Source organism: Streptomyces alboflavus (assembly GCF_000716675.1).
GTDB classification, from domain to species: domain Bacteria; phylum Actinomycetota; class Actinomycetes; order Streptomycetales; family Streptomycetaceae; genus Streptomyces; species Streptomyces alboflavus.
The window spans coordinates 269918-284623 of sequence record NZ_JNXT01000002.1; the positions used below are offsets into that span (position 1 = coordinate 269918).

General features: G+C 73.9%; 14 protein-coding genes. 11 read left to right on the forward strand and 3 right to left on the reverse strand.

The window, feature by feature from the left end; all coding sequences use genetic code 11:
- Window positions 1–207 carry an MbtH family protein gene (locus OO63_RS02670; protein ID WP_030356823.1) on the forward strand — a complete coding sequence of 69 codons (207 nt, stop codon included), beginning with the start codon at window positions 1–3 and terminating at the stop codon, window positions 205–207.
- A 71-nt stretch (window positions 208–278) separates the two neighbouring features.
- On the forward strand, window positions 279–1685 hold the full coding sequence (locus OO63_RS02675; protein WP_030356822.1) for a DHA2 family efflux MFS transporter permease subunit: 1407 nt from the start codon (window positions 279–281) through the stop codon (window positions 1683–1685).
- Here the strand turns inward: OO63_RS02675 and OO63_RS02680 are convergent.
- Complete coding sequence (locus OO63_RS02680; RefSeq protein WP_051810457.1) at window positions 1669–2436, reverse strand: dienelactone hydrolase family protein; 768 nt, start codon at window positions 2434–2436, stop codon at window positions 1669–1671. The two genes, OO63_RS02675 and OO63_RS02680, sit on opposite strands and share 17 nt — an antisense overlap.
- A 267-nt stretch (window positions 2437–2703) precedes the next feature.
- Between OO63_RS02680 and OO63_RS02685 the strand changes: the two genes are divergently transcribed.
- The 4 genes from OO63_RS02685 to OO63_RS02700 all read left to right on the forward strand — a co-directional run bounded on the left by OO63_RS02685 (window position 2704) and on the right by OO63_RS02700 (window position 6071).
- Window positions 2704–2985 carry a hypothetical protein gene (locus tag OO63_RS02685; protein ID WP_030356820.1) on the forward strand — a complete coding sequence of 94 codons (282 nt, stop codon included), beginning with the start codon at window positions 2704–2706 and terminating at the stop codon, window positions 2983–2985.
- Window positions 2975–4030, forward strand: coding sequence for a polyprenyl synthetase family protein (locus OO63_RS02690; RefSeq protein WP_030356819.1), 1056 nt, complete (start codon window positions 2975–2977; stop codon window positions 4028–4030). Before OO63_RS02685 ends, OO63_RS02690 begins: the two co-directional genes overlap by 11 nt.
- Window positions 4031–4088: 58 nt before the next feature.
- Window positions 4089–5246 carry an oxygenase MpaB family protein gene (locus OO63_RS02695; protein ID WP_030356818.1) on the forward strand — a complete coding sequence of 386 codons (1158 nt, stop codon included), beginning with the start codon at window positions 4089–4091 and terminating at the stop codon, window positions 5244–5246.
- Between the two features lie 99 nt (window positions 5247–5345).
- On the forward strand, window positions 5346–6071 hold the full coding sequence (locus tag OO63_RS02700; RefSeq protein ID WP_030356817.1) for a transporter substrate-binding domain-containing protein: 726 nt from the start codon (window positions 5346–5348) through the stop codon (window positions 6069–6071).
- 16 nt (window positions 6072–6087) lie between these two features.
- Here the strand turns inward: OO63_RS02700 and fes are convergent, their stop codons facing one another.
- Both fes and fhuB read right to left on the reverse strand, forming a co-directional pair.
- Window positions 6088–7305, reverse strand: a complete 1218-nt coding sequence (gene fes, locus OO63_RS02705) for an enterochelin esterase (RefSeq protein ID WP_030356816.1) — start codon at window positions 7303–7305, stop codon at window positions 6088–6090.
- 83 nt (window positions 7306–7388) lie between these two features.
- Window positions 7389–9821 (reverse strand): Fe(3+)-hydroxamate ABC transporter permease FhuB, encoded by a 2433-nt coding sequence (gene fhuB / locus OO63_RS02710; protein WP_030356815.1) that lies wholly within the window; start codon window positions 9819–9821, stop codon window positions 7389–7391.
- Between the two features lie 105 nt (window positions 9822–9926).
- Here fhuB and dhbA point away from each other — a divergent pair, with 105 nt between their 5' ends.
- The 5 genes from dhbA (at window position 9927) to OO63_RS02735 (ending at window position 14672) form a co-directional block, all read left to right on the forward strand.
- The gene (dhbA, locus tag OO63_RS02715) at window positions 9927–10751 is read left to right on the forward strand and encodes a 2,3-dihydro-2,3-dihydroxybenzoate dehydrogenase (protein ID WP_030356814.1); all 825 of its coding nucleotides are present in this window, start codon (window positions 9927–9929) and stop codon (window positions 10749–10751) included.
- Between the two features lie 129 nt (window positions 10752–10880).
- Window positions 10881–12089, forward strand: a complete 1209-nt coding sequence (gene dhbC, locus OO63_RS02720) for an isochorismate synthase DhbC (RefSeq protein WP_030356813.1) — start codon at window positions 10881–10883, stop codon at window positions 12087–12089.
- Complete coding sequence (locus tag OO63_RS02725; RefSeq protein ID WP_030356812.1) at window positions 12086–13771, forward strand: (2,3-dihydroxybenzoyl)adenylate synthase; 1686 nt, start codon at window positions 12086–12088, stop codon at window positions 13769–13771. Before dhbC ends, OO63_RS02725 begins: the two co-directional genes overlap by 4 nt.
- A 26-nt stretch (window positions 13772–13797) precedes the next feature.
- Window positions 13798–14430 carry an isochorismatase family protein gene (locus tag OO63_RS02730; RefSeq protein WP_030356811.1) on the forward strand — a complete coding sequence of 211 codons (633 nt, stop codon included), beginning with the start codon at window positions 13798–13800 and terminating at the stop codon, window positions 14428–14430.
- Window positions 14427–14672 carry a phosphopantetheine-binding protein gene (locus tag OO63_RS02735; RefSeq protein WP_030356810.1) on the forward strand — a complete coding sequence of 82 codons (246 nt, stop codon included), beginning with the start codon at window positions 14427–14429 and terminating at the stop codon, window positions 14670–14672. Before OO63_RS02730 ends, OO63_RS02735 begins: the two co-directional genes overlap by 4 nt.
- Window positions 14673–14706: the final 34 nt, after the last annotated feature.

Below are 14706 nucleotides of genomic sequence, written 5' to 3' on the forward strand. Positions count from 1 at the left end.
ATGACCGGCGACGCCCCCGCCAACCCCTTCGACGCGGACGGCCCCACGAGCGCCTTCGTCGTCCTCGTCAACGAACGGCACCAGCACTCCCTGTGGCCGCTGTTCGCGAGCGTTCCCGACGGCTGGACGGTCGTGTACGGCCCCTGCCCGCGCGCCACCGCGCTGGAGTGGGTCACCGCGCGTGACGCCGGGGTGCTCGCCCGGTGAAGGACACCTCCACCGACCCGGTGCGGAACTCCGCGGCACCCCCGGCGAAGGACCGCTCCGTCCGCGCACGCCTGCTCTCGCCGAGAGCCGCCGTCGTGATCGTCTACGTGGCCGCGATGTGCATGAACGGCCTGGACTCCACGATCGTCAACCCGGCCCTCTTCACCATCGCCGAGGACTTCGGCCGTCCCGTCTCCGCCGCCAACGCCGTCGAGACGGCCTTCCTCGTCGCCCTCGCCCTGACCCTGCCCGTCGCCGGCTGGCTCGGCGACCGCTGCGGCACCAAGCGCGTGTTCCTCGGCTCGCTCGCGGTCTTCACCGCCGCCTCCGCGCTGTGCGGCCTCGCTCAGGACCTGCCGACGCTCATCGCGGCCCGCGCGGTGCAGGGCCTCGCGGGCGGCCTGCTCACCCCGGTCGGCATGACCCTGCTGTTCCGGACCTACGCCCCGCACGAACGCGGCAAGCTGGCCAAGGCGCTCATCGTCCCCACCGCCCTCATGCCCGCGCTCGGCCCGCCGCTCGGGGGCCTGCTCACCGAACACGCCTCCTGGCACTGGCTGTTCTTCGTGAACGTGCCCGTCGGCCTCGCCGCGCTCCTCATCGGCGTCCTCGGCCTGCGCGAGCACGTCGAGGGCACCGAAGGCCCCTTCGACCGCACCGGCTTCTGGCTGGCGACGCCCGGCCTCGGCCTGCTGACATACGCCCTCGGGTACGGCCCCGCGCACGGCTGGAGCAGCCCGCCCGTGGCCGCCGCCGGAGTCCTCGGCGCGGCTCTCGTCGTCGCCGCGGTCCGCCACCTGAGGCGTACCCCCGAACCCTTGCTGCGGCTCGGCCTGTTCACCGACCGGAGCTACGGGACGGCCTCGGTGCTCGCCGTCCTCACCGCCGCGGGACTCATGGGCCTGCTCTTCGTCTTCCCGCTGCTCTACCAGGCGGCCCTGGGTGCCTCCGCGCTCGACGCCGGGCTCAGCGTGTTCCCCGAGGCACTCGGCCTGATGCTGGCCTCCCAACTCGTGGACCGGCTCCTGCCGCGCCTCGGCCCCCGCCGCCTCACCGTGCCCGCGCTGCTCCTCGCCACCGTCGTCTTCGCCCTCCTCGGCGTGCCCGGCGTCGCCGACGACGCATGGGCGGTACGGCTCCTGATGTTCCTGGTCGGCCTCGTCCTCGGCACCGCCGTACTCACCGTGCAGCTCGCCGGGTTCGAGTCGATCGCCCCGCCCGACATGGGCCAGGCCATGGGCCTCTTCCAGATCGTGCGGACCCTCGGCGGAGCCGTCGGCATCGCGCTGTGCGCCGCCGTGATCGGAGGCGGTGGCCACGGCGGCACCCCGGACGCCGGGCCGTTCCGGGCGGCGGTGTGGGGGACGGCGGCGCTGGTCGCGGTGGGCGCGCTGGTGGCCCTGCGCCTCCCGGCGGAGGCGCCGCAGCCGCCGCCGTACGAGGACGCGGCGGACGAGGCTGTCACCGCGGCTCAGTGAGAAGCCGTCCTTGAACCTCGCTCTGATCCTCCGTCACGGGCAGGCACTCGGCGAGCAGGTCGACGACGTCGCGCCAGGCTCGCCGCGCGTGCTGTGGGTGGTGGCCGACGCCGGGGACGGTGGGGTGGTCGACCGGCGGGTGGTGGAAGGCGTGCAGGGCGCCGCCGTAGACCGTGAGGCGCCAGTCGACGCCCGCGGCCTGCATCTCGGCGGTGAACGCGTTCCGCTGCGCGGGCGACATGATCGGGTCTTCCGACCCGACCCCGGCCCACACCGGGCAGCGAATGCGCGCCGCCTCGCCCGGTCGGCCCGTGATCGTCGCGTTGACCGTCCCGATCGCGCGCAGGTTGACGCCGTCGCGCCCGAGCTCCAGCGCGATGGCGCCCCCGGTGCCGTAGCCGACGGCGACGATCCGGTCGGGGTCGGTCCGCGGTTCGGCGCGCAGCACGTCGAGCGCCGCGTGGCCGATGCCCCGCATCCGGTCGGGATCGGAGAGCAGCGGCACGCAACGGGCCAGCATCTCCTCGGGGTCGCTCACATAGCGCCCGCCGTGGAGGTCGAAGGCCAGCGCCACATATCCCAGCTCGGCGAGAGCATCGGCCCGGCGGCGCTCGACGTCGCTGAGTCCCATGCCCTCCGGCCCGAGCAGCACCGCGGGCCGGCGGTCGGTACCGGCCGGGAGCGCGAGGTGCCCGACCATCGTCAGACCGTCGGCCGGGTACGCGACCGTACGCGTCGTCATCGTCGTCATGAGACTGGACTGTAGTGATCGTCGAGCCCGGTCCGGCCGTTGTTCTGCCGCCGGCAGAGCAGCGGTTGTGACGGCGCGTCAGCGGTGGTGCCGGACCCGGGCGATCTCCTCCGAGGTGATCATCTCGGGACACCGTGATCCGTACTGTCGAGCGGTGTGATCGCCCGTTCGTGAGTTCTTCTGTTCCCCTGCCGGATGTGACGCGATGCTCGCAAGGACGGCGGACGACCGGCGCCGTCCGAGCGAGCACCGGGTGGGGGATGTGGCATGACGCGGGAAGAGGAACAGCGGCGCGCGGGCCTGGACGGTCAGGCCGTACTGCTGGTGGCCGGTCTTGCCGATCTGGCGGTGAGCACGGTGGGTTCGGCGCTGGGCGCGGTGCGGGGGGCGCTGCGCCGCTCCGACACCGCGGAGCTGGCGGCACAGGCCGAGCACGACCTCCTGGCGCGGGGGCGCCTCGCGCTGGACCGGTACGCGGCCCCGCCCCCGGCCCACCTGGAGATCCTCGCCCGGCGCGCCCTCGCCCGACAGGCCGCCGATGACGAGTGACCGGTCGGGGGCGGACGCGCTCAAGGCCCGCGTCGACGACACCTTGCACCGCTTCGTCGCCGAGGAGGCGGACCGGTTCGCGGAGATCGATCCACTTCTGGGGCCGGTGGCCGGGCAGGTGGAGGCTGCGGTGGCGGACGGCAAGCGGCTGCGGTCGGCGTTCTGCTACTGGGGCTGGCGCGCGGTGGGGCAGCCGGACAGCGACGCGCTCGTACGGGCCGCGGCCTCCATGGAACTCGTGCACGCGGCGGCGGTCGTGCACGACGACCTCATCGACGACAGCCCACTGCGGCACGGGCGGCCCACCGTCCACAGGGCCCTGCGCGCCGCCGTGCGCGGGCGCCCGCGCGCCGACGCCGCGGCCCGGTCTCTGGCGATGCTGGTGGGAGACCTGCTGATGGCGCTTGCCGGGCAGCTCTTCGCCACCAGCGGGCTGCCCGCCGCGTATCTGTCCCGGGCCCGCCCGCTGTGGGCGGTGATGGCCCGTGAGCTGGTCGCGGGCGAGTGCCTGGAGATCCTCCGTACCGGAACCGACCCGGACACCACGGCCTCGCTGAAGGTGATCCGCTACAAGACCGCCAAGTACACCGTCGAGCAGCCCTTGCTCATCGGCGGCGCCCTGGCCGGGGCGGGGACGCGGCTGCGCGAGGGCTACCGGGCGTACGGACTGCCGCTGGGGGAGGCGTTCCAGCTGCGGGACGATCTGCTCGGCCTGTTCGGGGACCCGGACGTGACGGGCAAGGCCAACGCCGACGACGTGCACGGCCACCGGCCCACGGCCCTGCTGGCGGAGACCTGGCGCCTCGCCGGCGACGACGAGCGGGAGCGGCTCCGCTCCCTGTTCGGCCGGCGCGACCGGGGCGGGGAAGGCCTTCGGGCGGTGCGCGAGCTCATGCTCGGGCTCGGGGCGCCCGCCCGCATCGAAGACATGATCAGTGCCCGCGTGGCGGAAGCACTCGACGCCCTGCACGAGTTGGACGTGCCCTCGCACGCCACCGCCGCCCTGACCGCCCTGGCCGGTTCGGCGGCGCTCCGCCGCTCCTGAACCGCCCTCTCTGCGACTGCCCTGACGCCGCCTCCCCATGGAAGCCGAGGAACCTGCCATGACCCGCACCGAGGCATCGATGAACACCCTGCGACAGGCCGGTGACGAACTCGCCGACGCCACCGTCGCCGCACTCTTCGAACGCGGTGAGGTGGGCACCTTCAACACCCTGATGCGCTACGTCTCCACTGCCGGCGCCCCCCTGCCGGACGGGCTCCCCGACGTCGCACGCGAATACCTCGAGGCCACCCGGGTCCCTCCGACGTGGGTGGACTGGGGGGAGATGGAGAAGGCGCGCCTGTTCTTCATCGACAACAACGTGCACATCGCCACCGCGCTGTCCTTCGCCGCCATGCCCGCCTGCTACGTCGTCCCGCACGTGGCGAAGCTCCTCTCGGCCACGCACGGACTGAAGTATCCCTCCAAACGGATGGCGGAGACCGGGCAGTTCACCGTCTACCTGATGCGGCCCGACGCCTTCGAGAGCGGCAGCCGCTTCATCCCGGCCGCCCAGAAGGTCCGCCTCCTGCACGCGTCCATCCGCCACCACCTCGTACGCGAGAACCGGTGGGACACCGACGCGCTCGGCACGCCGATCTGCCAGGAGGACATGATCGGCGGGCAGATGTTCTTCTCGATGCTCGTCCTGGACAGCCTGCACCGCCTGGGCATCCACATGTCGACCGAGGGCGCGGAGGCGTACTACTACGCCTGGCGCGTGGTCGGTGCGATGCTCGGCGTCGACCAGGACGCCGTCCCCAAGTCCCTCGACGAGGCCCGCCAGTTCCTCGACCTGTACATGGTCCGGCACATGGGGCCTTCCGACGAGGGCGCGCACCTGACCCGGCAGCTCATCGACCTCTACGAGGACGTGGTGCCCGGCACCCTCCTCGACCCGATCGTCTCCGCCCTCATCCGGTACCTCGTCGGGGACACCTGCGCCGACTGGCTCGCGGTGCCCCGCACCCCTTGGGACACCCTCGTCAAGGCCGTGCCCCACCTCCTGGGCGTCCTGGAGACCATCGAGGACCACTCCCCGCTCGGCGCCTGGGCACTGGACCGGCTGGGCCATCTCACCAGTGTCTTCGAACTGTCCTCGCTCACGCGCGGACGCGTCATGCACTACGCCATTCCCGAGCATCTCAAGACGGACTTCGGCGTGTCCCACGCGGTGCCCCGCACCCACCGGTGGACCCCGCCCGCTGCAACGGTGTGAGCCGTGCCGATCCGCCCGTCCCGGACCACTGCGCCCCCCGGAGGGTTCCGGCACGGGGCCGGGCGGTGCGGGGCCGTCCGGCGTTCCTAGACTCGGCCCATGGAGATCACCAACGCCACCGCCCTCGCCCGTGACCTCGCCCCCACCGGAGTGCTCCGCGCCTCCATCAACCTGGGCAACCCCGTGCTCGCCCAGGGCACCCCGGACGCACCGCGCGGGGTCACCGTCGAACTCGCCCGTGAGCTGGGCCGCCGCATCGGCCTGCCCGTGGAGTTCCGCTGCTTCGACGCGGCCCGCAAGTCCTACGAGGCCATGGCCACCGGTCAGGCCGACCTGTGCTTTCTCGCCGTCGACCCGGCCCGCGAGGCGGAGGTCGCGTTCACGGCCCCGTACGTGCACATCGAGGGGATGTACGCCGTCCCGGCCGATTCCACGCTGCGGACGCCGGACGACGTGGACCACGAGGGCGTCCGCATCGGGGTGAAGCAGGGCTCCGCCTACGACCTGTTCCTGACGCGCACGCTGCGCCACGCCACGGTGGTCCGGGGCGCCGAGGGAGTCGACGTCTTCCACACCGAGAAGCTGGAGGCCGCGGCGGGCATCCGGCAGCCGCTGACCGCGCACGTCGCCGGACAACCCCAACTGCGTCTGGTCGAGCCCGCGTTCATGACCATCCGGCAGGCCGTCGGGACGACCAGGGAACGGCGTCCGGAGACGGTGCGGTTCCTGAGCGGGACCGTGGCCGAGCTGACGGCGTCCGGGTTCGTCGCCGAGGCGCTGGGCCGGTCCGGGCAGGATCCGGCGCTGGCCGCCCCTGTGGCCTGACCGACCCGCCGCCTGCTCAGCGCTCCGACAGGAGAGCCGCCAGGCCCGACGCCAGACCGCCCCGCCAGCACGCGTAGTCGTGGCCGCCGTTGAACTCCTCGTACGACACGTCGTAGCCCTGCTCCGTCAGGACGTCGCGGAGCCTGCGGTTCTCCTCGATCAGCATCCACTCCTGGAGGCCGACTTCGAGGCGCAGACGGACCGGTCTGCGCGTGGTGGACGCGTACTCCCGGGTCAGCCACTCGGTGCCCCGCTCGTCGTCGGGCCACCAGAACGACCCCGACTGGGACAGCGCGAGGCCGAACCGGTCAGGGCGGTGGTGCGCCGCGAACGCCGCGGTGAGGCCGCCCGCGCTCTGCCCGGCCACGACCGTGCGCTCCGGCCGTGTGTCCGCGCCGTACCGCTCGGCCGCCCACGGCAGCAGTTCGTCCGCCAGCCAGTCGACGAACGGCCCGCTGCACGACAGGTCCTCCATGCGGCGGCCCATGGTGTCGACGAGCAGCGCGACGGTCGGCGGCAGCGCGCCGTCGGCGTGCAGGTTGTCGAGGACGTCGCCGACGCCCAGGACGGGGCCCCACATCTCGCCGTCCAGGAGCACCGCCACGGCGTACGGGCCGCCCTGCGGGGTGTGCCCGGGCGGCAGGTGCACGGTGATCCGCCGCCCCCGTACGTCGGCGTCGACGCTCCGTCCCCGGGGCACGCCGGGCCTGCGACCGGTGTGCGGTTCCGCGGGGGCGTCCTGGAGAGAGAGGACGGAGGCGGGGGAGCGGCCGTCGCGGGACGGCAGCACGGGGGCGGGGTTCAAGGGGTCGGGAACCGCCGCGTCCAGGACGGCCGTCCAGGACGCCCGGTCGGTGCGCAGGACGTCGGCGCGTGCGCCGCGGTGCGGCAGGAACTGGTACGAGGCGCGGTGGTCGGCGCGCAGCCGGTGGCTGATCGCCCACACCGAGGTGCCCTCCACCCGGTCCATCAGATGCGCGGTCAGATCGCCGGCGTGCCGGGCCCGGTCGGTGACGGTGTGCAGCAGTGCGAGGACGTCTGACACGGGTGCGTCGGTGTCGTCGCGCCACACGAACGTGACCAGGCGGTGCGCGTGGTCACCCTCGGGGTCGGGCTCGACGAGCGGGGTGCCGAGCGCCTCGGCGCGGAGCCAGAACTCCGCTTCCGCGCCGACGACCTGGGCGCGGACGGCCTGGCGCAGGGAACGCAGGAGGGGGCTGCGGGTGTCGGTCACGTGGGGGTACCTCTCATGGGTGGAGCGGGGCGGGAAGGCGGGGCGTGGCCGCCGGGGGCCGTGGTGTCGGGCGCGGTGCCGTCTCAGACCCGGGTCGCCGCGGAGCGGCCGAGGAGGACCCAGAGGAGGAACGGTCCGCCCAGGACGGTCGTCACGATGCCCACAGGCAGTTCGGAGCCGGAGAACGCGATCCGCCCGAGCGTGTCGGCGGCGACCACGAGGACGGCCCCGGTGAGCATCGAGCCGATCAACGGCACCCGCAGCGGCCCGGCGAGCCGCGACGCGATCACCGGCGAGGCCAGCGCCACGAAGCCGACGGGACCGCAGACGCCGACGGCCAGACCGGCCAGCGCCACCGCGAGCAGCAGACAGACGACGCGGGTACGGGCGGGGGCCGAACCCAGGGACGCGGCGGTGTCGTCGTCGAACCGCAGCACCGCCAGATGCCGGGCGACGGCAAGCGCCACCGGGATCAGCACCGCGAGGCCGATGAGCACCGGCACGGCGACGGAGTAGCCGCGGCCGTTCAGACTCCCGGAGGTCCACACGTACAGCGAACTCGCCGAGTTGAGGGAGCGCCGGGACAGCACGACCTGGGTCACGGCGGAGGCGAGCGCCGACATCGCGAGGCCCACGACGAGGACCCGGTAGCCGCGCTGACCCACGCCACCGGACACGGCGGTCACCACGATCACGGCGACGAGCGCGCCGAGCGGCCCCGCCCACCAGGCGCCGAACGAGCCGGACGCGCTGAGGGTGGCGGAGAGCAGCACGGCCGCGGTGGCGCCGTCGTTGACGCCGAGGAGTTCGGGGGTGGCGAGGCGATTGCGGGCCAGGGTCTGGGTGAGGCAGCCCGCGAGGCCGAGGGCCGCGCCCGCGACGAGCCCGGCGACGATCCGGCCGAGCCGGAACTTCTGCACGAGCAGCACGTCGAAGCGGTCGCCCTGGCCGAGGACGGCGTGGAAGGTGCGGGAGATGCCCATGTCGCTCTGCCCGGCGTACGCGGAGAGGACGACGGCGCAGACGAGCGCGGCGGCGAGGCCGAGGGCGGCGACGGCGGGGCGACGCGCCACGAGGAACGACATCGGGCCGGTGCGCAGGGCCATGAGGCCGTCGGTGCGTTCGGGGCGGAGGGGGCGGGTGGGCCGTGCGGGCTTGCGCGGGCCGTCGGTTCGGCCCGCACCGCCCGAGCGCACGGCACGGAAGGCCAACGCACGCAGCGGCTTCCGGATTCGCCGCGCGCCGCCACGCGTCTCCTCCGCCGCCGGGTCCGTCATCCCCATCGTCGCGAGCTGCTTGGAACGCACGATGCCGATGAGCACGGGCGCGCCGATGAGCGCGACGATGACGGACACGGGCGCCTCGAAGGGCCGGGACACCACGCGGGCGGCGATGTCGGCGGTGGTGAGGACACCGGCGCCGACGAGCCCCGCGAGGACCAGGCGCACCGCGAGCCGGGGTCCGGCCAGGGAGCGGGCGACGAACCCGGCGAGCAGGCCGAGGAAGGAGATGGGGCCCGCGAGCGCCACGGCCGCGGCGGTGAGCAGCGTCACGGCGACGGCGACGACGGTACGGGTGACCGAAGGGCGGTGGCCGAGGCCGCGGGCCAGGTCGTCGCCGAGGGCCAGCGCCGAGAGGGGCCGGACGACCAGTGCGGTGACGAGCAGTCCGACGCCGAGGACCGGGGCGAGGCGGGCGAGTTCGCCGTACCCCTCGACACCGGCGAGCGAGCCGAGCACCCAGAACCGGAAACGGTCGTACGTCTCGGCGGAGTTGACGACGATGACGCTGGTGAGCCCGCCGAAGGTGGCGCCGAGCGCCGACCCGGCGAGCACGAGCCGCATCGGGGAGCCGCCGCCGCGCCCGGCGATGAGCAGCACCAGGGCGCTGGCGACCACGGCGCCGACGAACGCGCAGACCAGGTAGGCGTATCCGGAGTCGAACCCGAGGAGCGCGATACCGGCGACGACGCCGAGGGAGGCGCCCGCGTTCACCCCGAGCAGTCCCGTCTCGGCGAGGGGGTTGCGGGTGACGGCCTGCAGGAGGCACCCGGCCACGCCGAGCGCGGTGCCGACGAGGACGGCGGTGAGGGTGCGGGGCAGCCGCAGGTCGCCGATGACGAGGGCGAGCCGCGAGTCGTCGCGGGCGCCGCCGCGGTTCAGGAGGTAGTCCAGGGCGCCGCTCACGCCGACCTCACCGGCCCCGATGGACAGCGAGAGGGCGCACAGCATCAGGAGGAGGACGGCGAGGCCCGCGAGCCAGAGGCGGATCCGGCGCTGCGTGCGGTCCGGACGTGTGCGGTCCGGCGAGGACGGTCGGTCGGCGGCCGGGCGCGCCTTCTCGTGCTTCTCGTGCGCGGCGTCCGGCCCCGTCTCCCGTACGACCCCCTCCACCGCCGACCGCGCGTCCCCGGCGGTGGCCGAAACCTGACCTTGTGCGGGTGTATCGGCCAACTGCCCCGGTGAGGGGTCCTCTTCGGCTGCGGGATGTGACGTACCCGTGTGCTGCGACTGCATGAAGTGAGGTTAGCCTAACCAAACAAGCCACCCGAGGCGGGGCAGCGTCCCGCGCTCGACTCATCTAAGGTTAGGCTTACCTAAGAACAGCGGGGGGAGTTGATCATGCCTGTACCCATATCCGGCGACCGCACGGAACTGGCCGACCGGACCGCCCTGGTCACCGGGGCCGGACAGGGAATCGGCGCGGCCGTGGCCCGGCTGCTTGCCGCCGAGGGCGCCCACGTCCTGGCCACCGACCGCACCGTGGACGGCCTGGAAGAGCTGGCCGCCGATCCGGTGGGCGACCCGCCCCCGGGCGCCGCCACCGCCGCGGGCACCATCACCGCGCAGGTCATGGACGTCACGGACGCCGCGGCCGTCGAAGCCGCCGTGAACGCCGTCGAACGCGACCGCGGCCCGCTCGACATCCTGGTCAACGTGGCCGGAATCCTTCGCCCGGGTCCGGCCGTCCGGCTCAGCGACGAGGACTGGGCGGACACCTTCGCCGTGAACACCACCGGCGTCTTCCACACCTCCCGCGCCGTCGGCGCCCGCATGGCCGCGCGCGGCAGCGGCAGTATCGTCACCGTCGGCTCCAACGCGGCCGGAGTGCCCCGTACCGGCATGGCCGCCTACGCCGCCTCCAAGGCCGCCGCGGCCATGTACACCAAGTGCCTGGGCCTCGAACTCGCCCGCAGCGGCGTGCGCTGCAACATCGTCGCCCCCGGATCCACCGACACCGCGATGCAACGCGCCCTGTGGACCGACGACGCGGCCCCGCAGCGGGTGGTCGACGGCGACCCCGCGACCTTCCGCACCGGCATCCCGCTGGGCCGCATCGCCGCGCCCCGCGACATCGCGGAGGCGGTCCTCTTCCTCGCCTCCGACCGGGCGCGGCACATCACGATGCAAGAGCTCTACGTCGACGGCGGCGCCACCCTGCGCTGACGCGCCGCCGCCCCCTCGCATCCGCACGTCCGCCGCCATCGGCAGGACACAGGTATTTCTCACCCACCCCCCGCACCCGCGGCCGTACCTCCCACCGGAGGCACGGGCCCGGGAGAAACGGAGCCCTCCGTGTCGACGGCACCCGATGTCGCCACACACGTCCCCGCCCTGGCCGACCCGGCCCACCCCGCCGTAGGAGCCGCCACCGCGCTCCTCGCCGACTACCGGCCGGGCGCCCGCTTCCTCGGTACTCCCACCCGCACCCTGCTCGGGCAGGGCGCGCACAGTGAAGTGCCGCACGACGAGAGACCGTTGGCGGCGCGGGTCGCCCAGACGCTCGGGCAGGCCCGCGCGGACGGGGCCGAGTCGCCCGTCGTCGTCGGGGCGGTGCCGTTCGACCAGAGCGCCCCGGCCGCCCTCGCGGTGCCCGCGGCCCTGCGCACCGCGCCGCCGCTGGCCGCCGACCCGCTGATCGCGCTGCCCGCCGAGGCACCCGCCCGCGCGGACTGGCGCATCCGCCAGGTACCGGCCCCCGAGGTGTACGGCGCGTCCGTGGCCGCCGCCGTCGACCGCATGTGGCGCGGCGAGTTCAGCAAGGTCGTCCTCGCCCGCACCCTCGAACTCGACTGCGCCGAGCCCCTCGACGTCCCCGCCATGCTCCAGCGCCTGGCCCGGCGCGACGCCGGCGGCTACACCTTCGCGCTGCCGACAGGACCGGCCCGCACGCTCATCGGTGCGAGCCCCGAGCTGCTGGTGTCCCGGCGCGGGCGGCGCGTCATCGCCAACCCCCTCGCCGGCTCCATACCGCGCAGCGACGACCTCGCCGAGGACGTGCGCCGCGCGGCCGCGCTCCTGCAGTCGGCCAAGGACCTGCACGAGCACGCCGTCGTCGTCGACGCCGTCCACCAGGCCCTCGCGCCCTTCTGCGCGGACATGACCGTGCCCGCGAAGCCCACCCTGATCCGTACCGCCGCCATGTGGCACCTGTCGACGACCGTCACCGGCACCCTCGCGGGCCCGGGCGCCTCCGCCCTCGAACTGGCCTGCGCGCTGCACCCGACGCCCGCCGTCTGCGGCACGCCCACCGACACGGCCCGCGAGGTCATCCGCGACAGCGAGCCCTTCGACCGCGGCTTCTTCACCGGCATGGTCGGCTGGGGCGACGCGGCGGGCGACGGCGAATGGGTCGTCACCATCCGCTGCGCGGAGGCCGAGCGCGACTCCCTGCGGCTCTTCGCGGGCGCGGGCGTCGTCGCCGCGTCCGAGCCGGAGGCCGAGACGGCCGAGACCGCCGCCAAGTTCCGCACCTTCCTCGCCGCCGTGGGGGCCGAGCTGTGACCGTCGCGTCCGACGCCGCACGGGAGGCCCAGGCGCCCACCTGGCCGCGGGAGTTCGCCGAGCGCTACCGCGCCGCGGGCTGGTGGCGCGGCGAGACCTTCGGGGGCGTGCTGCGGGCACGGGCCGCCGCGCACCCCGACCGGATCGCCGTCGTCGATCCCGCCACCGACCGCCGCTGGACCTACGGCGAGCTCGACACCCGCGCCGACCGGCTCGCCGCCGGACTGCTCGCCCGCGGCATCACGGCGGGCGACCGTGTGGTGGTGCAGCTGCCCAACATCGCCGAGTTCTTCGAAGTGATCTTCGCGCTGTTCCGCGTCGGTGCGCTGCCGGTGTTCGCGCTGCCCGCGCACCGTGAGACGGAGATCGCCTACTTCTGCCGCTTCACCGAGGCCGCCGCCTACGTCATCGCCGCCGAACACGGCGGCTACGACTACCGGACGCTCGCCGCGAAGGTCCGCGCCGAGGTGCCCACGCTGCGGCACGTGTGGGTGGCCCAGGGCGAGGCGGGCGAGTTCGAGGCCCTCGCCGACGTGCCCGTCGAACCCGCCGAGCCGCTGGACCCGGCCGGGCCCGCCCCGCACGACCTCGCCTTCCTTCAGCTGTCGGGCGGCTCCACCGGCGTGCCCAAGCTCATCCCGCGCACCCACGACGACTACATCTACTCGCTGTGGGGCTCCAACGAGCTGTGCGGCGTCGATGAGCACAGCGTCTACCTGTGTGCGCTGCCCGCCGCCCACAACTTCCCGCTGTCCTCACCGGGAACCCTCGGCGCGCTCTACGCCGGTGCCCGCGTGGTGCTCTGCCCACAGCCCGCGCCCGAGACCGCCTTCCCGCTGATCGAGCGCGAGGGCGTCACCCTCACCGGCCTCGTGCCCCCGCTCGCGCTGGTGTGGACGGAGGCCGCCGCGACCACGAACCACGACCTCACCAGCCTCGACGTCCTGCTCGTGGGCGGCGCCAAGTTCAGCGAGGAGGCGGCCCGGCGGGTGCGCCCCGCGCTCGGCTGCACCCTCCAGCAGGTCTTCGGCATGGCCGAGGGGCTCGTCAACTACACGCGCCTGGACGACCCCGAGGAGACCATCGTCACCACGCAGGGCCGCCCCATCTCCCCGGACGACGAGATCAGGGTCGTCGACGACGAGGACAACGACCTGCCCGTCGGCGCCACCGGCCATCTGCTGACCCGCGGGCCCTACACCATCCGCGGCTACTGGAACGCGCCCGAGCACAACGCGCGTTCCTTCACCGCCGACGGCTTCTACCGCACCGGCGACATCGTCCGGCTCACCGACACGGGCCACCTGGTCGTCGAGGGCCGCGCCAAGGACCAGATCAACCGGGGCGGCGAGAAGATCGCCGCCGAGGAGATCGAGAACCACCTCCTCGCCCACCCCGCCGTCCACGACGCCAACGTCGTCGGCGAACCCGACCCGTACCTCGGCGAACGCACCTGCGCCTACGTGATCCTGAAGGCGGGCGCCGAGCCCCTCAAGCCCGTTGCCGTCAAACGCTTCGTGCGCGAGCGCGGCCTCGCGGCGTACAAGGTGCCCGACCGCGTGGAGTTCGTGGACGCGTTCCCGCAGACCGGAGTCGGGAAGATCTCCAAGAAGGACCTCAGGGCGGGTGCCGCGGACACCGGCCCCACCGACCCCGCCGGGCCTCGCCCCGGCACCCTCTGACCAGCCGAAACGGAAAACCCAGCATCATGGCCCTGCCCGCCATCACCCCCTACCCCCTGCCGACCGCCGCCGAGCTGCCGGCCAACCGCGTCGACTGGAAGGTCGACCCGGCCCGCGCCGTGCTCCTCGTGCACGACCTGCAGAACTACTTCCTGTCCGCGTACGACACCGAGGCCGCGCCCGTGCCCGGCCTCCTGGCCAACGTACGCGGCCTCAAGGAGCGCGCGGCCGCCCTCGGCGTGCCCGTGCTCTACACCGCCCAGCCCGGCGGGCAGACCCCCGAGCAGCGCGGCCTCCAGCAGGACTTCTGGGGCTCGGGACTCCCGGACGACCCGCACGCCGCCGCCATCGCCGCCGCCGTCGCGCCCGCACCCGGGGACAAGGTCCTCACGAAGTGGAAGTACAGCGGGTTCGTCCGCACCGACCTGGAGGACCAGCTGCGCGCCCTTGGCCGCGACCAGCTGGTCATCACGGGGATCTACGCCCACATCGGCGTCCTGATGACGGCCTGCGACGCGTGGATGCGGGACATCCAGGCGTTCGTCGTCGCCGACGCCGTCGCGGACTTCTCCGCCGACGACCACGCGATGGCGCTGCGCTGGGCCGCCGGGCGCTGCGCCGTGGTGACCACCACCGACTCCGTCCTCGAAGGGATCTGACCGCCGTGACCCCGACCCTGACCCTGGATCAGCTCCGCCGGGACATCGCCGACGTACTCGGCGAGGAGCCCGCCGACATCCCCCTCGACGAGAACCTCGTCGACTACGGCCTCGACTCGGTGCGCCTGATGACCCTGGTCGGCCGCTGGCGCGAGACGTACGGCGTGGACGCGGCGCTCACCGACCTGGCCGAGCGGCCCGCCATCGAGGAGTGGGCAACGCTGCTCAAACTCCCCGCCTGACGCCGGGACCGGCCCCGGATGCGGCGGCCGGCGC